Here is a 17,238-nt window from a genome sequence, read left to right as displayed (position 1 = left end):
GACAGGAAGGGAAAGATGAACGGGACCATCACGCTCGCGGCGCGGGCCCGGGCCGCGGCGACTGCCCGGGGCGGGCTGGTGCGCGTCCTGGCTCTGTCGCTGCTCGTGGCACTGGTTGTGCCGCTGCTGATGACGGTGTTCGCGCCATCGGCGCACGCTGCCGACGACGAGGACCGCGACAATTACTCGCTGTACCAGCTGGCGTCGAATGCCTCGACGTACTTCAGTCAGGAGAACTCTCCCGAAGGCAAGGACAAGCCCGAGGATCGGATGAACGAGGACTGGCGGGCGATCACCGCCGACCCGGCGACGGGCGGCGACATGCTCGGCTACGCCGACTCCGAATTCAGCCTCTTCAACGTAGTCGGTTGGCTCTTCGCCGAGGCGACGGGCTCCACGCAGACCATCGGGTACGACACGCTGAATGCGACAGCCAGCGGCAGCGGAAAGAACGTCTACTCCGGCATGGTGGACTACGCCCACTTCGGCGCGGCCAACGCCGACCTCGGCCTGGACACGATGTCCTCGGGCATCGGTGGACAGATCCTGTCGCTCATCGGCGGCGGCGCGATCTGGCTGCTCTACGCGATGGCGCTGGCCGTGGGCACGCTGTTCTATCTCATCATCCAGCTGTTGAAGGTGCTGAACCCGTTCATGTGGTTCTACCAGGCGGTCGCCGGCGTCGCGGACTCCGGCGGCAATACGAACAGCGCGCACCAGCAGGACCTCGCCGACGGGATGACCGGTGGCCAGGCCGGCGGCGGTGCCCTCGCGGGCCTGCAGCACTGGATCGCAAGCTGGTACGGCCTGCTGCAGTCCATCGCCTGGGAGGCGCTGGTCCCGCTCTTCATCGGGTTCCTGATTATTGGCCTGGTGCTGTTCAAGAAGATGGACCGCGGCTCGGCGATCAAGAAGCTCGTCGTGCGCGTCGTCTTCATTGGCGTGGGCCTTCCGCTGATGGGTTCGATGTACACCGGCGTCCTGGACAAGTTCGATGACTCGCTGCTGGGCCAGCACGCCGGCCCGACCCGCGTGGTGCTCTCCACGTACGTGGACTTCGAGGCCTGGATGATGAACGACCGCCTCGGCGTTCCTGATGAGGCCGTTATCGCCTGGGACAACGGCCAGGCCAGCAACAACGCGATGATGTCGGTGCGCACGACGGCACTGGCGATCAACAAGCAGGCGCACGGTTCGACCTTCCGCGACATCAGCGTGGGCCCCGGTGCGACCAATGCCGAGACGGCCTGGAAGAACAGCCTGGTCGGCATGGAGGGCAGCCCGGCGGGTGACTTCAACGCCGTGGGCGAGACCTTCGGCATGCTCAACAGCTACATCTCGGGCCAAATTACATCGGCGTCGGACTTCGAGTCGGGCATCAAGAGCGCGATCACCAACCTGCCGGTCAACAGCGACGTGAAGAAGGAGTGGTTCATCGACAAGAAGTCCTACGGTGACAGCGACAACTTCGGCGGGCACGGCGAGTCGGACTACATCCCGACCAACCACCCGGTGCTGGCGGTCGGCGGCAAGGGCCTTACCTCCTCGAACCCGGGCGGGAACACGACGAGCTTCTCGACCCAGGGCACCAAGCACGGCTGTGGGTTCTCGGTCTGGGCGGACAACGCCCCGGTTTCCTGCAACATGTCGGCGCTGTCGGCGTACAACTACCTGAACACCGGCTTCGGCCCCGACTCGATGACGATGTACAGCTCGAACAACGTCACCAGCGGCCTGACCCGCGAGGACCACATGGCGGTCAGCCAGGTCGGCACGGGCCCGGCGAAGTTCATGTACTGGCAGAACGCCGGCGTCGTCCTGGGCAGCATGGTCCTGCTCGGCTTCTGGTACGCCATCGGCATGCTGGTGGGCGCGGTCAAGCGCACCTTCAGCCTCGTGGCCGCGGTGCCGTTCGCCACGCTGGGCGCGATCGCCGCGATCAGCAAGGTGATCGTCTACTCCGTCGCACTGATCCTCGAGGTGCTGGTGACGCTGTTCATCTACCAGTTCGTCTCGGAGCTGCTGATCTCCATCCCGGACATCATCTCCGGACCGGTGTCGGCCTGGATGTCCCAGGACGGCCTGTGGGGCTCAGGCATGCTCGGCGGGATCATCGTGGTCATCCTGACCCTGATCTCCTCGCTGCTGATCATCGGCATCACCTTGGCGCTCCTGCGGGTGCGCAAGGTCGTGCTGCAGGCGATGGACGAGGTGTTCACCAAGCTGGTGGACAAGTTCCTCGAGACCAACACCGCACCGAAGCCGGACAAGAGCAGCATGCTCCCCGCGCTGGCTGCGGGAGCCGGGGCCGGAGCGGGCATGGCCATGGGTAACAAGCTCGCCTCCGGCGTCGGCGGCAAACTCGGCGGCAGCGGGGCCACGAAGCCCGGCGGCACCCCCGGTGGCCGCAAGGGCTCGTCGACCAACGCCGGCGGCCTGAACGGTGAGCAGAAGTCGCTTGCTGCCGGGAAGGGCGCACTGGCCCTGGCCGCCGGTCCGAACGACGGTCCGGAAGCCGGCCCCGACGGCGGCAGCCCCGCCGGTCCCGGTCCGGTTCCCGGCGGTGGTGGTGACAGCGGCGGCCGCGGCCCGTCCGCTGGTGGTCCCGAGGGTCCGGGCGACAAGGGCGGTCCTCTGCAGCTCACGGGCGGCAAGGCGGGGAGCTCCCGCTCCGACAAGGAGACTGCTCAGACCTTGAGCGGCAAGGGCGGCCTGTCGAACCTCGGCTACAGCACCGGCCAGGGTCCCTCCTCGCGGGGCGGCCAGGCCACCGGCGGCCAGACGAGCTTCGGGCTCGGCGGCGCGCAGGGTGCTCCTGGTACCGGGCAGCAGGGCCATGGCCAGGGTCAGGGCCAGAAGCGCGACGGGCTCACGGGCGGCACCGATAGCGGTGCGCACACCAGCGGTGGCCGCAAGGCGGACGCCGGCCAGTCGGCACCGACGCAGTTCGGCACCGGACAGCAGGCGGCTCCGGCCTCCTCGGGCCAGGGCCCGCGCTTCACCGCTGGTACCGGCGGGCCCGCGCAGGTGAACCCCGTCATCGCAGCGGTCCCGGGGATTCCGGGCACCCGGGCGACGCGGGCCGCCGAAGGCCAGCAGCCGCAGGCCAACGCGGGTTCCGGCTCCCGTGCTGTGCAGGCGGGACCCGGTATCCCGCAGGCCAACGGCAGTCAGCGCCGCAGCCCGCAGGCTCCGATCCAGCCCCGCACCGGCGCTCCGGCGCAGGCGCAGGGCCAGTCCGGTCAGCGTCTGCAGGCCCCGGCTCCTGCTCCTGCTTCTACCCAGCCCCGTGTCGGTGGCCGGGTTACCGGAGGCACTCAGGGCAGCCAGGGTGTCCAGCCGACTCCACGCAGCGGACGTCGATCGGCACCGGCGGCTCAGGCTCCGAAGGCCCCGGCCCCGAAGCCGTCGCAGCCGGCTCCGGCCCAGCCGCGGCGGACGGCGGATCCGGCTCCGAAGCGCACGGACGGTCCCGTGTCGCGGAGGAAGCCGGCTGAGGACCCGAAGAACTGATCGTTGGTGATGAGGGCGGCGCACTCCGACAAGGGGTGCGCCGCCCTTTGCCTGCCACGGGGGAAAGGATGGAACGGATGAATCTGCGAGGCAAGGCGCGCGACGAGTTTCCGCTGGGCTGGTGGCACTCGGGGCGCTGGTGGCTCGAGGGAGCGCGCGAGCTGGCGGTGAACTGCCTGGCCGCGTTGGCTGCTGTGTTCTTCCTGCGCGAGGCGCTGCGGCTGGTCCGCCATCGCGACAGCCCCGCTGATCTGGCGCGCCGGCGGGTGCCGACGGAGGGTTGGGTGGCCGGGCTCCTGCTCGGGTGCATGGCTTTGGGTAGTTCAACGGCCCTGGCGGCCCTGGCAGCACAGACGGGCTCCTCTGAACGGAGACTGGTCCAGGCTGCGGTCCTCATCGCCATCTTGTGGTGGCTGGCCAACGTGGTCGTTTCAGTAACCGCGCTTGCCGTGCTGGCCAGGTCGCGGGTCCGGCACCGGGACACCTGGGCCGAGATCGATTTCGTCGAGACACATGCGCCAAAGTACGGACGGCCGCCGGAGACGATCGAGGAGTACCGGGCGCTGCGCCTGAAGGGCGGACGGCTGTAGGGCTCATACGGGACTGCCAGCCAGTCAGACACAAGAAGACCCCGTGGACGTGATGTCCACGGGGTCTTCCTTTCCCGTCGGGCGGCAGTCGTACTGCAGCACCGGCCTCAATCCCTCCGGGGGCCCTTGTCGAAGATCCGCGAGATGCGGTCGATTCCCTCGGCGCTGAAGATGTCCGAGACGGCACCGGCGGTCCCGCTGCGCGGCAGCTCCGAGCGCAGGGTGAGCTTGGCGTACCCCCTGGTCGGCCGGGACTCGATGACGTAGACGATCTCGTGCGAAACGAAGGCCGAAGTGGCCGAGTCCGGCTTCTTCTGGTGGGTGAGCACCCGGAAGCCGGCCCGGGTGCCGATGTAGTCGAAGAAGCGTGTGAGTTTCTCCTCCTCGAGCTGCCGCCGCTCCCCCGCGTTGCGGCCGGAGACTTCGATCAGCTGGATGTGCGTGCAGTCCACATCGTCCGTCGGCCGGCGGATGTCGTCGAAATCCCAGGTGGCTCTTGCCGTGCGCAGCTGCTCGTCGCTGGGGTACGCCACCCGCCCCTTGTAGTACCTGATCGGTCCGATGAGCGTCATGCCCGACCTCCTGCATCCTGTCTGGCGCGCGGGCGCATCCCGGGAGAGAAAAGGCAGAGCCCCGCGGACGCGTGGTCCACGGGGCTCCGGTGCTGCAGGTCGATCGGGGCAGTCAAGGGGTCAGCCTCCTCAGCCGCAGTACTTGGTCTTGACGGCCTTGCCCTGCTCGCTGTCGACTGGCACGAGCACGACGTCGTTGACGCCGTTGGAGAAGACGAACTCCATGGTCGACTTGTCCTTGCCGAAGCTGATCGAGCCGGTCTCGGTGGTGCTGCGGCCAGCCTCGGTCCAGTCCACGGAGGACTTGGACTCGTTGATCTTGCCGGTGCCGCGGACGGTGTAGGCGTCCTTGAGCTCGCCCTTCGCCGCGGCCGCCTTCGGGTCGTCGAGGACGGAGTTGATGGAGTGGCAGGCGAGGTCCTGGCGGCTGGCGGTGTCGAAGTAGGTGATCTGGTCACCGTCCACGACGACGATGTCGCCGTTCTGTCCTTCCGAGGTGGCGAAGTACCGCCCGTCCCCGCCGGAGCTGCTGCAGCCGCTGAGCACGAGCGCGGCGCATGCCAGGGCTGCAGCGGTCGCGGCCAGCTTCGTCCGCGTCACGTGTGCGGTCCTGGTGATGTCCATGGTCTTCTCGTCCTTCTGGTCGGTCCTGTCGTCCTGGCTCTGTGTCCAGGCAATGAGTGTTCGGAAGGTCCAGCGTCTCGGCTCCACAGTTCAGAACTGTTTCCCCGAGCCCCCGTTCCCAGGCCATGCCCGGGAGCCGAAGCTGGACTATCCACGCCCGCCTGGACGGACGATCTGCTCAGCCGGGGCTGAGCAGGATTTCCACTCGTATACCTGTTTTCTCTACCAGTATGGCAGACCACGTACCACCTGTACCACCTTGCACATGTCAGTCAGGAGATGACAGGGACAACTCCAGACACAGAGAGCAGCACGCGGATCCCTGCGCGGAGAACGCCTGCAGGACCCCGGCGTCGTGTCCGGTGTGCCACTCGGACCCGTCGGGGCCGGGGGTTACACCGCACGCGGGGAGGAGGTGACCGGGTGTGGAGTAGAGGTGGTGGACGGTGCAGGGGGCAGAAGCAGCTGGCATGTCCCCATTGTCGGACACTGCGCCGCTTTGTGCCGAACCGGCAGCGGACCAGGATCAGTCCGTTCCGGACGTTGTCGGAGCCCTTTTATAGCTTGGTGCCCAGGGGATCGAAAAACAGGACCAAAGGTGATTCCCGGGAGAGAGGCGGCCGGCCGTAGCCGCCATCTTTGTGGGTCGCCTATTCGAATATGTGTTCTAAGGTTGTGTTATGTCCTCCGAAGAGTTCGCCGCTGCACTGCAAGCGCAGTATGCGCGGCGGGCCGGCCCGATCGGGCTGACCGTGGAGGAGCTCGACTTCGAACATTTCCCGGCCAAGAACGGGTATCCCGGAATCCCCGTCAAGGCATGGATCCGGTTCCCGAACTGCGCAGAACTGGTGGACGGCGAGGTCTTCGCCTGGACAGCGAAAGCGGTCGAAGTGACATGGAAGGACGGGCCGGTGACGTACCGGACCTGGGTGTGGAGTTCGGCGGTTACCCGCCGGGAAGAAATGATTAACAGGAATCTTGGAGAGCGGACCCGTGGCAGCAACAGCATCAAATAGCAAACCTCTGGACGCTCCAGTGGAGGTCCGCTTCACGGCGAAGGGGGTTCCCCTGGCCGTCAGGCATGACGGCAGGATCTGGGCCGTGGCCGCGGAACCTGTGCACTGGTTCACCCGTGCCGACTGGTGGAACACCGCCAAGCGGGCACCGGTGGGCAGCGGCGACCTGATCAGCGTCGAACACTGGCAGGTTCAGGTCCGGTTGACGTCCACTTCGGCGCTGCGAACCTTCGAGCTGCGCCGCGACCCTTTGTCCGAGCAGTGGCTGCTGGCCGGGATCAGCGACACCGGGGCTGCCGCGGCCTGAGCCCGCTCCATCTCGTCGACTCATCCCCGAGTGTGACGATTCGACTCGTATCAGATTCCATTCGATTGATCCTCTGACTCATTAGTTGATAGAGTGCCGATAGGCATTCAAAGCACAGCTATCTGAGGCAGGCAGTCATGACAGGACAGGTCACCACCGCTGAACGCGGTGTGGCTTCGTCTGCATCTGCCTCCCCGCGCAGGCCAGTGCAGATCTCGGCGGCAGCTGCAGCCGCGATCGCCGTCCGCCCGATCCCGGTGGAGGCCATCAAGGCCGGAGCCGCCGTGGCGGCCTCGGTGGCCATCCGGCGGGCGGAGGCAGCTGAGGCTGCCAAGCCTGCGCACTTGGGTCGCCGTCGGGCCGCCTAGTCCCCGAGAGTCAGCTCCACGACTGGCGTGAGCCCTTGACCCCGTGCTTGTTGCGGCGGTGGCTGGGCAGCCCGGGCAAAGGGAATTCCTGGCCGCACTCAGGACACGGCACTGGCTGCGGGTGCGCGTAGTTCATGTGGTGGCGCAGGTTGTTCCGGTAGCGGAACGTCCGGGGTTCTTCGCACTTGGGGCACTGGTAGCTGCCGTTCGAGGGCATGAGCGAGTACCCGCCCCCGCGGCGCGGCTCCTGGTCGTCAGCTTCGCCGAGATACCAGAAGCCGATCCGGCTCAGGTTCGTGCCCTGGGAGCCGAACATCCCCTTGACCGACCCGCGCTTTCCGTCGTCGGCGTAGACCACGACCTTGCGGAGGAAGGCCCTGATGATCGACTTCTGCTCCGTCTCGGAGAGCTCGAGGAACTCGGCCCCGCTGATGTCGGGGATCGCCCTCGGTCGCCCCTCGGTCTTCTCCGAGATCCGCATCTCGATCTGGCCCTTGAGGGCCTCCTCCTCACCGATGCGGTTCAGCAGTGCCGACATCGCGCTGGCCGGCGCGGTGTTGATCTGGGCCCGCAGGATCAGGATGGAGTCCCCCAGGGCATCAGCCTGTTCGTGGAGCTCGGACAACTCCGAGCTCGCGCTCCCTTCCGCGGCCTGGTTCAGCCTCTCGGCCTGCAGCTCCATCACCTCGGGGCTGTCGAGCGATCCGGCGACGACGTCGCGGATGAAGCGCTCCAGGGCTTCCCTGTTGATTGCAACGCCGGGGCAGTCAGCGCCGCGCATCCGTCCGTTGCACACGTACGATCCCGACTCACCCATCGACCTGTTGCTGGTCATCTTGGTGCCGCAGCCGGCGCAGTAGACGAGGCCGACCAGGGGAAGGCCTCCGGCGCGGGCCCGGGTCCGCTTGAGCGGTTGGGGCTTCATCAGCAGGCGCAGGGTTTCCCACTCGGCCTCCGTGCAGACCGCCTCATGACTCTTGACCGGACGCCCATCCTTGTCGATGACGATCTTGCGCGTGTCGCGGAAGTCCGGACCTGGGCCGCCGCCGCGTCCATCGGCCTTGGCCGTGAGCGAGTTGTATCCGGCCAGGAGCGGATGGCGCAGTAGCGAGGCGACGGCGCGGTATTGGAACGGCCGGCCCTCGCGGTTGGTCAGACCCTTCTGGTTGAGCTCCCGGACGATCTCGGCGACGGAGAGTCCGTCGAGCCGCCATTCGACGATTCGGCGGACGGTCTTGCTCTCCTCCGGGTGCAGCTTCAGCGTCTTCACGCCGTCGGCGTTGCGCTGCTCGGGCCGCATCCAGCCGTACGGCGCAGGGCCGTTCCAGCCGCCCTTCTGGCGGATGTTCTCGGCGGTGCGCTTCAGCCGCTTGCTCGTGGTCGCCGCCTCGGTCTCCGCCAGGCCGCCGAGGACGGAGATCAGCAGGATGGTGTCGGGCGATCGAGGGGCGAACACGCGGTCATGGGTGTAGATCGTGACGTTGTGGCGGTTGCAGGTGTCGACGATGCGGGCGGTGTCCATCAACCGACGTGCCAGCCGGTCAAGGTCCCGGACGTAGAGCGCCTTGACGTCGCCTTCGGCGAGGACCCCTTCGAGGCGGTCGCGCTCTGGGCGGTGCCGGTCGCGGTAGGCACTGACGACTTCTTCGAAGATGTCGTGCTTGGCGACCGTGTGGTGGTGCTTCCGGCTTTCCGCCATAATCCAGGCACGCTGGTCGACGAGCGACGCGTTGCCCTCGGTGGGATCTTTGGATCTGCGGATATAGGCAACGGCTCGCACCCGTAAAGCATACATTTTTAAGGGTGGTGACCCTCGTGGTCTGTGTATCGGTGTGATGATGGCCTCTGCAAGTGCTGCATTCCGCAAGGCTCGGCTTGGCCGACCACGTGGGTCGGACTCGTCAGCCGCCAAAATATCGCGAAGCGTAGAACGTGCGCCTCGGAACATGGAAGGCATCCTTGTTCCTAACTATCAGCGAGTTTCATCGTTCCTTTGCAGGTCGGGTACCCGGTGCAGCCGAAGAACCGGCCGTAGCGCCCTTTGCGTTCCCTCATCGTGTGTTTCTTGCATTTCGGGCAGACCACGGGGGTGATGTCGTCGCCTGTCGCGGATCGGATCTTGACGACACGATCTCCGACCAACTCGAGGAGGAACGCTGATTCCCTACCGGCGCGCGTCACCAAGAGCGCTGAGCGCTTGGCACGGGTCAGTGCGACATAGAACAGGCGTCGTTCTTCTGCGTGTGGGTAGGAGTCGGGGGCGGCCATGGCCAGTTGCAGGAGAGCATCATCCTCGACAATGCTGGGGAATCCGTTCCTCTCAAGGCCGAGCACAACGACGTAGTCTGCCTCCTTTCCTTTCGAGGCGTGCACGGTGTTGAACTCGATGGTCAGGTTGGCGTATCTGGCTTCCAGCGCCGAGGTGACATCGTCCTTGGACCGGGAGTACCGGCCGAGCAGCAGCACAGTGGCTGGCTCAGTGAGCTCTGAGTCAAGGGTTGTCAGGTGCTGCCGAACGGCCGATCCGTAGTGGCTGCGCTCCCGTACACTGACGGCGCATACGGTCTCGTCAGCCTCCGGCGCTGAAGATCGGACGTTCTTGGAGATTTGATTGGGGTTTTTCATCACGAATCCACCCGCGACATCGCACAGGGACTGCGGGGACCGGAAGGTGCGGTCCAGCCAGATGGTGGACGCTGTCCCGAACCAATTATCGAAGCGGGTCATCACACTGAGGTCTGAGCCCGCGAACCTGTTGATCGACTGCCAGTCATCACCGACCGCGTAAAGGTAGTTTCCAGGAGTCTTCATCAGCGCCCTCACCAGCGCCGCACGGGCAGAGCTGGTGTCCTGCATCTCGTCGACCATGACGAGCCGGTAAGGGCTCATCCAACGGCCCGACTCGACGTGATCGGTTGCGAGATTCAGCATGTCCTCGAAATCGATCTGGCCCGCGGCTCGGAGCTGACGGTCCCATTCGGCGAGGATGACGCCGTACAGGCGTGTGAAGAGCCTGGCCCGCAAGGTTCGGCTGGCCCGCTGCGTCAGCACGTCAGGGGTGAGGCGGTTGCCCTTCGCGTGGGCCATGAACGACCGCATCAGCGTCATCATGGCTGGTTCGGTGATCGGAGGCTCCCCTACCGCCTCCCGGTAGGGGTCTTCCTCGAGTTGGATTCCGTGTCGGCGGAGCTCCTGTTCGAGGTGCTCGAACCCGGACCCGTCCCGGATGGTTGCCGAGGTTGTCTCGATAAGTCTTGTGCTGTATCGAGTGTGGGTCTGACGCCGCCACGCCACACTCTCGGCATACCCGTCAAAATTTGGCGGCGGGTTGCCGTCTGAACCGAGCGCCCAGTGCTCATGCCAGACGTCGATGTCCGGATAGTAGAAGTCCGGCTGATACTGACGGTGGTGCGCGTCCGCAACGTCGTGCGCGTAGGGTCGCTCGTATTCATATCGGACGCCGTTCAGGAAGAGCCAGTTTGCGATCATCACCTCTTCCTGGCTCTTGACGACCTCCCCTGCGAGAGTGCCGAAGCCGTTAATACCTTTGTTCCTGTCCCACGTCTCAGGCTCGTCTTCGTCCCCGAGGTCCGGCAGTTGCCTGCCGAACACGAGCCGGAAAAGGTCCCAGTCACGCCGGAAGGCCGGGTCCCGGTCACGGAGCCCATCAACGATCGCCGCGAGCCGCCCGATCCCGTTGCCATTGGTGATGTCATCGGGGACTGAAGGTTTTCGACCGGTGGCTTCACCGACGACTCGCAGTCCGAAGGCGTGAAAAGTGCTCGACGCTACCGACGCACCGTCATCGCCGAGGCGAGAGACAAGCCGCTCCGAGAGCTCACCGGCTGCCTTCTTGTTGAATGCGAGGGCAAGGATCTCCGTCGGCTGGGCGATGCCACGCCGGATCGCATACCCGGCGCGGGCTACCATCGTCGACGTCTTCCCGGAGCCCGCGGCCGCGATAACACGCACCCGGTTGTCGAAGCAGACCGTCGCCCTCGTCTGCTCTTCCGTCAACGGCGACTTCTCGACCTTGCGGAAGAAGTCGGCAAGGTCGTTTTTCTCCCACTCCAGGAACGCCTCGTTGCGCTGGGCAGCCCACCTTGACAAGTCAGTGGTGCAGCAGGCGTCGACTGCGGCACGCTGGTCCTCACGTTTGCCCTTGGGAAGCCCGGAGAGCCTCGGATCGCTGTCGGCAGCCAGCCACACAGCGACGTCCGGACGGGAGTCCGCGAGCGCGGCGATCGTGTCCTGGTCCGCCCACCGTAGTCGGTCCATCACATCCCGGACCCGGGACCACCACAGGCTGGCCGCCTCGCCCTGCTCCTCAGCCTTTGAGAGCAGGGCGGCGAGATGCCGTCGCTCATCGAGCTCGGAGTGGTACGAAGCGGCAACCTCACGCACCGCGCGACGAGACAGCCCATTGAGCACCGTCTCCGTCCCGTGGACGAGAGTGACGATGAGCTGCCCTGAGCCTTCATCGACTGCGAGTCCGAGGACGTCGATGACATCAGCGTCCACCTCCCGGGGGATTCCGCAGACGCGCAGGCGGCCCTCACGGATCGACAGCACCCATGACCCGGCACCTCTGAACGCGCGTGCCCACCAACCCGGCTTCCACTCCGTCATGCTTCCCCCGACTCACACACGTCTTCAAAAGGAGACTATTTGCCCTCTTTCCACGGTATCAGCGAGGAATTGTGTGTCGTCGAGTGCGTTCACCGCGTTCGTGCTGATCCGCAGGTACTGGACTCGGCGGGCTTGCCCGTCAACCCTTCGATGGCATGGTGGAGGCGGGCCTCCCCATCATGGAAGGATATGGCAGAGGTCTTGGGAGAAGGAACGGGTTGTGAGCACCACACACGAAGAAGTGAAAGCCGACCACGGGGCGCAAAAGAAACGTCCGCTCGTCCGCGTTGAGCCGCAAAGCCACCGTGACGACGGGTCGCCCATCGCAGGTGAAGGTCAGGCGTATGTGACCCGGTCGGGCAAGCTGTTCCACACTCAATGGTGTGGGATCATGGACGGCCACTGGCGCGCCACCAATGGAGGCATCTACTTGACCATGCTTGCGGATGTGGGCCTGCGGGGACGTTGCCCGCAATGCGACCAGGACCCTGAAGAGAAGAAGCGCTCCAAATTGGAGCGTGCGGAGAAGCGGGCAGAGAGGCTGCGACTCAAAGAAGAAGCGAAAGCTGAGCACCGGGCAAAGGAACGGCCGCTCGTTCGCGTTGAGGCGCAAAGCCACCGTGACGACGGGTCACCTGTGGCAGGTTACGGACAGGTGTACGTCACACGAACCGGGAAACTGTTCCACACTCAGTGGTGCTCGATCATGGATGGTCAGTGGCGATCCGGCCAAAGAGGCATCTATGTGACCATGATAGCTGATGTGGGCCCGAGGGGACGCTGCACGCAATGCGACAGGGACCCTGAAGTGATGAAGCGCTCCAAATTCGAGCAGGCAGAATTGCGGCGACTCAACCAGGAACTGGATCAACTGGGCAGGACCATAGCGCGAACCCTCGTGGTGAAGGGACCGGAGGGGGTCAACACATTGGGCCCTCAAGTGATCCGGTTCAGGGAAACCGAGGCAGAGCTGACTGCATTGTCCGGTCGCGTCGGGGGCTCGTACTCATACGAAGCTCCGAACTCGTAGTTACTCCTTCATCGGACGACATCGGCCGGCTGCGAAGCTGGCGCGGACGGTTGCGAGATTCGACCAAGTTTGTCGTGGCTTCGCTGTGCTTCAGCCGGCGATTCCGAGTTTGCCGGCTCGCCCGCCCTTGATGCCATGGTCCTTGCCGTAGCGCCACAGGATGGCGTCGATGATGCGCAGTTCGGAAATGGGTGTCTGGACCGTAGAAAGCTTGTGAATGCGCCCCAATCGTCCAGCAAGGTCGGGGTCTTCCATGAAGAGGTTGTGCCAATTCAGCCATTGGCCTTCAGAGGTGTCTTTGCCCACGACTGCCCCAATTACTTTGTCCCAGATGGGGATGAGATGCGGTCGCTTCCTCGCCATGATCTTGCTGGCTGTGGTGGCCCCGACATCCCAGCGCGTTTTGGGTGTGCGTCTCAGCTCCTGCCAGAGCAGCCATGGGGGGCTGCCCTCCCCGAGAGTGGCTTCTGCTTCGGCGACCGTGAGGTCGCTCATCTTCACGTCGGTGGGTATATCAGCCAGGAGATCTCGTATTTTCCCCGCCAACAGCTCCTCCTGCAGTCCGATGATGGCCTGGGCCGGCACTTTGACGCTGAGCATGGACACGGCGACGGCGTCGCTGTCGGTGATCCTGTCCCTCACCTTCGGGTTGTCGCCGCGGTTCGCCCATTCATCAAAGTAACTGCCGGTACTGAGCAACCCCGTCTTTGTGGACGGTTCAAGGTAGTAGCGCCGGAGCAGTTCGGCTGCGGCTTCGACGTTATCTTCTTTCAGGATGGCTGGTAGTTCCATGAATCCCCCTATGGCTCCAATGCGCGGACTATGACCCTGACTGACCCTGCGACGTCGCTGGGTAGTCAGTCTGTATGGCGAACCTCAATTCCGGGGTGGTTCTCCATGACCCAGGCGGCCATCCGACGGCTCCGTGCCGAGATGAACTCCAGCGTGGCCTCCCGGTACGTTACGTACTCGTCTTTTGTGGCCGGCATCCCGGAACGCTTGAAGTTGTCGAAGGGCAGGTAGAACCGAACCTCTTCGTAGTCGGGTGTCACGAGGTCTTGAAAGTGGAAGAACTCCACAAACTCCTTGAACCCGTCGAAGAGCGCAAAGAAGTCCGCGTACGCGTTGATGACATCGGCCAGAGGGCTCTCCGGCTCTCCTGCGTAATGACGCCGGATGCACTCCAGGGTCAGATCCATCCGGTCGGCGATGAGCGACCTGAACCCCCGGGCCTGGTTCATCGTGGGTCGGTCCTTCTTCCTGACGGGCCAGATCATCGCGCTGCCGATGGTATACGGCGGATTCAGGTAGCGGGACCGCTCGTCTTCGTTCAGCGAGGCGATGGCGTTCGCCAGAGACCTCGTACGTGCCCGGTCGGTGTAGGAGTGCGTGATGGCATCACTGCCGTACCAATGCCTCGCCTCGGAGGGGTCAGTGAAGATGAGGTAGCCGTCCCCACGCTTCGGCGGCGCGGTCGGTTCGAAGACGACGCCGGGTCGCAGCTCCTTGGTCCACAGCAGCTCGTGGTCCGCCCGGAGATTCGGACTGCCACTGTCCGGGTCAGTCCCTGGAGGGGTGTCGGTCATGTAATTGAACGAAGTATCGAAGACGCGCGGCTGTTGCTGCTGCGGGTATTCCGGATCACTCAAGGTTCCCCCAAAGACCAGAGTTATAAGACGAACGAACCGGTGGTTGGGTCCGCAAATGTCTCGGCCATCGGCTCTGTCCCAGACTAGGTGTCACTTCCTGATATTGAAACCCCAAGTGGCCGACTGACTCTCGGCAACGCCCATGTTCCCTGGGGTTCTGATTGTGTGCCCATGCAGCACTGCACTTTCAGGGAATTCTTCCCATGTCCTGTACGTTGCAGGATCGGTAATACCCCCTCAACAGAGAAGAGATGCACCTCCGTGGCAACCGATTACGATGAGCTGCGCACCGACGTCAAGGAATCCCAGGAAAACTCCCTGGAGGCCCTGAAGTCCGCCAAAGCCCCGGATGCGAAATCCGTGGTTCAGGAGCTCGACGAGGCTGACGCCCTGGACGGCCTGACCCCTGGCGGGGAGTTCATTGCCGAAGAGCTGGTCGTCCAGGTCATTCCGCAGGCTGATGATGAGTTCACTTGCTGGTCCTGCTTCCTGGTCCGCCACCGTTCGCAGAAGGCCCGCGAGAAGGACGGCCATGCCTACTGCGTCGAATGCGAAGACTGAGCGGTTTTGGCCGGCTGTCCCGGAGCATATCTGGAACAGCATCCGCGAAGAATTCACCCTGCCGACAGCGGCAGACCTGGAGACGCATTTCCAATCCCTCGGCGACCCGGAGGCCATGCGCCGGGCAGTTCGGGTATTCATCGGCGAGGGAACCTTCTGCCCGGGCTTCCAGCTCAAAGATGGGCTCTTCCACGAAGCGGTGCTGCGCCTCTTTGACCAGGCGATGAGCCTGAAGATTCCTCATAACGTGTTCGCCGCCTGGATGGTCAGCCCACTGCCGGCAGAAACCCGTTCCCGGCCAGTGGACATACTGGGCAGCATGACGCTGCTCCAGAGCTCCTTGGTCGCCTTTGGTGACAGGTACCGGCCGGCCGAAAAGCGTAACTAGCGGCTTGGCTCTGCCGTATCCTAAGTCAGATGGCTTCGTGGAGGGCATGAATAAATGGCTGCACATGTACCCGACCTAGCGGGCATCCTGCCCGCGGTCCAGAATCTGACGAACCTCGCGAAAAGCTTCGAAACGGCGGTTGGCACGGGCTTCCCGAACTGTGACGACGTCGAGGGGGCCCATGCTTCATCATGGGAGCCTGGGCAGGCGGCCGGACTGCAAATTCACTACCGATCGATGCCTGACTTCGTTCCCGCAAGCTATCCCCTCGGTGTGGTTCCGAGCGGCCTGGAACGTGGGCACCTGACTCAAGCAGGTTTAAACCGGGAGGCAACCGTCTCACGCATCCTCGCCACCGCAACGTCGCCGGCTGGCTCTTCTACAAGCACTTTGGCCAGCCGTTTCGGCCAGAGTACATGAATGCCATGGGTCGAGAATGCGCCTCCGATCAAGGGCCAGTCGGCTTCAACAAAGCACAGCGCCCCGGTGACCGGAACATCCCCGACGAGGTCTCGCACGACGTCGACCTGTTTGAGCACCCCATCGACCAATTTCGTGCAATCCCGTCGGCCGACGAGGAGCTTCTCGACGCGGGGGCGAAGGATGCCACCCTCGATCTTCAGTTCAGGCCGTCCCTTGTAGCGTTTGGCGTCGATGACCCAGATTCCACTGGAAGTGATGGCTATGTGGTCGATGTTGGCCTTAGATCCGGGGATGCGTCGGTCGTGAAGGACGGCCAGGCCATCGGCGGCTAGGGCATCCAGCCGAGCGCCGAGGCGTTCCTCGCCAATCGCGCCTCGATCCCAGGCCTTGGTGCTTTGGCGTTCGTCGGAGACGGCGACTGCGATGCCGCCGAATGGCCCCCACTTCTCGCGGAGCTTTTCCTCGTCTTTCGCTTGGCGACGCTCATACTCGCGTCGGGCTGACGAGCCAGCGATTCCGGACTCAGTGGACAACGAGTTATCACCAACTCGTTCCAGGTGGGGGGTTGTTTCCGGGGTCTCGGTGGCACACTCCAAGCATCGGACGGTCTTCGTCTCGCTCTCGTAGATCGCTTCCGTCCCGGCCGGAAGAGATGCACCGCACAGCCGACACGCTCCGGCGTACCGGAGCCGCATCTTCTTCATGAGGACACAGGGTGGAGCATCGACACGGACCCAATCTGCTTGTAGATCACGGCGGTTAAAATGCGGATACGTTTACCATGGCTCAATCCTCGCCCACCGCATGTCAATTCCCTGCAAACCGTCCCAGGAGCTGAGTGGAAATCTTGACCGCCGGCCTTCCGGCGAGCTGTGATGACCTCGGGTGAACGCCCCGTAGGTCACTACGTTGTCTGCTGGCTGTCTGTATCCGGGAATTCACGGAGTGTGGCCGCTATGGCTCTGACTGCCGCCGGGTCCTCGGTCCAGTGCCGGGCCGTACGTGTGCAGGCGTGGAAGTTTTTCACTTTCGATGCCTTGGCGGCCTCAGTTAGTTCTGCCCACGCTTCCCGCAGTTCCGCTTGGAGCTCAGGTGACATGGGCGCGCCGGGGACGCGTTCCGCCGCCACGACTGGACTTATGGGTGCCGCGGTTGCGCCTCTTCGCCGAAAAAGACTTCTAAGACCCATTTCTGTTCCCCCTTTCCCCTCTGCCCAGAGTATCAATGTCCTCTCAATGCGTCCGGGACACTACGACCGAGCGCCCAGCCCCATGGCCAAGCGGATAGCAGCAGCCGAACAGACGCGTTATTCCCGTGCGGCGGGCGGCGTTTCCAACGCCGGAAACAACCCCGATCCATGCCCCAGACAAAGAGAAGAACGACAACTAGGAACTCGTTCGTTTGACCTCTTAGTCCAGTCGATGTTCCATGCGCTCTGCTGTACCGTGGCGGCTGAAGGCCTGCCGGTCCCCCATCGGTGGGCCTTCTTTTTCCCTCACTGCGGGGCACGATGGGCGAATTCGTGGCCGAAGTTGCCCCTGAAGTCGCTAAGAGACTGACGAAGCAGC

15 protein-coding genes are annotated in these 17,238 nt (G+C 64.3%); 8 read left to right on the top strand and 7 right to left on the bottom strand.

All coding sequences use genetic code 11. The annotated features are described in order from the left end of the window. The first annotated feature begins 15 nt into the window (after window positions 1-15). Together QRN53_RS11120 and QRN53_RS11115 are read left to right on the top strand one after the other, a co-directional pair. Window positions 16-3,513, top strand: coding sequence for a hypothetical protein (locus QRN53_RS11120; RefSeq protein ID WP_285244016.1), 3,498 nt, complete (start codon window positions 16-18; stop codon window positions 3,511-3,513). Window positions 3,514-3,590: 77 nt separating this feature from the next. Continuing rightward, the gene (locus QRN53_RS11115) at window positions 3,591-4,103 is read left to right on the top strand and encodes a hypothetical protein (RefSeq protein ID WP_056387685.1); all 513 of its coding nucleotides are present in this window, start codon (window positions 3,591-3,593) and stop codon (window positions 4,101-4,103) included. 107 nt (window positions 4,104-4,210) lie between these two features. Here the strand turns inward: QRN53_RS11115 and QRN53_RS11110 are convergent, their stop codons facing one another. Beyond that, window positions 4,211-4,675, bottom strand: a complete 465-nt coding sequence (locus QRN53_RS11110; protein ID WP_056387689.1) for a hypothetical protein — start codon at window positions 4,673-4,675, stop codon at window positions 4,211-4,213. A 129-nt stretch (window positions 4,676-4,804) separates the two neighbouring features. Beyond that, window positions 4,805-5,299, bottom strand: coding sequence for a hypothetical protein (locus QRN53_RS11105; protein WP_056387692.1), 495 nt, complete (start codon window positions 5,297-5,299; stop codon window positions 4,805-4,807). Window positions 5,300-5,979: 680 nt separating this feature from the next. Between QRN53_RS11105 and QRN53_RS11100 the strand changes: the two genes are divergently transcribed. The 3 genes from QRN53_RS11100 to QRN53_RS11090 all read left to right on the top strand — a co-directional run bounded on the left by QRN53_RS11100 (window position 5,980) and on the right by QRN53_RS11090 (window position 6,990). Continuing rightward, the gene (locus tag QRN53_RS11100) at window positions 5,980-6,315 is read left to right on the top strand and encodes a hypothetical protein (RefSeq protein ID WP_056387696.1); all 336 of its coding nucleotides are present in this window, start codon (window positions 5,980-5,982) and stop codon (window positions 6,313-6,315) included. Continuing rightward, window positions 6,293-6,622, top strand: coding sequence for a hypothetical protein (locus QRN53_RS11095; protein ID WP_374111515.1), 330 nt, complete (start codon window positions 6,293-6,295; stop codon window positions 6,620-6,622). The genes QRN53_RS11100 and QRN53_RS11095 overlap by 23 nt, the downstream gene beginning before the upstream one ends. Window positions 6,623-6,759: 137 nt before the next feature. Further along, on the top strand, window positions 6,760-6,990 hold the full coding sequence (locus tag QRN53_RS11090; protein ID WP_056387702.1) for a hypothetical protein: 231 nt from the start codon (window positions 6,760-6,762) through the stop codon (window positions 6,988-6,990). Window positions 6,991-7,000: 10 nt separating this feature from the next. Here QRN53_RS11090 and QRN53_RS11085 read toward each other — a convergent pair whose 3' ends face one another. Both QRN53_RS11085 and QRN53_RS11080 read right to left on the bottom strand, forming a co-directional pair. Beyond that, on the bottom strand, window positions 7,001-8,770 hold the full coding sequence (locus QRN53_RS11085; RefSeq protein ID WP_160141484.1) for a recombinase family protein: 1,770 nt from the start codon (window positions 8,768-8,770) through the stop codon (window positions 7,001-7,003). A 185-nt stretch (window positions 8,771-8,955) separates the two neighbouring features. Next, entirely contained in the window at window positions 8,956-11,619 is a 2,664-nt protein-coding gene (locus QRN53_RS11080; protein WP_056387706.1) for a UvrD-helicase domain-containing protein, read from the bottom strand. 220 nt (window positions 11,620-11,839) lie between these two features. Here QRN53_RS11080 and QRN53_RS11075 point away from each other — a divergent pair, with 220 nt between their 5' ends. Next, the gene (locus tag QRN53_RS11075; RefSeq protein ID WP_285244015.1) at window positions 11,840-12,649 is read left to right on the top strand and encodes a hypothetical protein; all 810 of its coding nucleotides are present in this window, start codon (window positions 11,840-11,842) and stop codon (window positions 12,647-12,649) included. Between the two features lie 90 nt (window positions 12,650-12,739). Here QRN53_RS11075 and QRN53_RS11070 read toward each other — a convergent pair whose 3' ends face one another. Further along, on the bottom strand, window positions 12,740-13,441 hold the full coding sequence (locus tag QRN53_RS11070) for a DUF6308 family protein (protein ID WP_056387711.1): 702 nt from the start codon (window positions 13,439-13,441) through the stop codon (window positions 12,740-12,742). Window positions 13,442-13,506: 65 nt separating this feature from the next. Continuing rightward, window positions 13,507-14,298 carry a DUF6994 family protein gene (locus tag QRN53_RS11065; RefSeq protein ID WP_395858335.1) on the bottom strand — a complete coding sequence of 264 codons (792 nt, stop codon included), beginning with the start codon at window positions 14,296-14,298 and terminating at the stop codon, window positions 13,507-13,509. Between the two features lie 261 nt (window positions 14,299-14,559). Here QRN53_RS11065 and QRN53_RS11060 point away from each other — a divergent pair, with 261 nt between their 5' ends. Next, window positions 14,560-14,859: a DUF4193 domain-containing protein gene (locus QRN53_RS11060; RefSeq protein WP_056387717.1), complete on the top strand. Its 300-nt coding sequence runs from the start codon at window positions 14,560-14,562 to the stop codon at window positions 14,857-14,859. Continuing rightward, window positions 14,831-15,247 carry a hypothetical protein gene (locus tag QRN53_RS11055; RefSeq protein ID WP_142133544.1) on the top strand — a complete coding sequence of 139 codons (417 nt, stop codon included), beginning with the start codon at window positions 14,831-14,833 and terminating at the stop codon, window positions 15,245-15,247. The genes QRN53_RS11060 and QRN53_RS11055 overlap by 29 nt, the downstream gene beginning before the upstream one ends. A 308-nt stretch (window positions 15,248-15,555) precedes the next feature. Here the strand turns inward: QRN53_RS11055 and QRN53_RS11050 are convergent, their stop codons facing one another. Continuing rightward, window positions 15,556-16,374, bottom strand: coding sequence for a nuclease-related domain-containing protein (locus tag QRN53_RS11050; protein ID WP_235009457.1), 819 nt, complete (start codon window positions 16,372-16,374; stop codon window positions 15,556-15,558). Window positions 16,375-17,238 lie beyond the last annotated feature (864 nt).

It is taken from the genome of Pseudarthrobacter sp. fls2-241-R2A-127 (assembly GCF_030209355.1).
Classification (GTDB): Bacteria; Actinomycetota; Actinomycetes; order Actinomycetales; family Micrococcaceae; genus Arthrobacter.
This window is presented reverse-complemented; position numbering and strand designations above follow the sequence as displayed.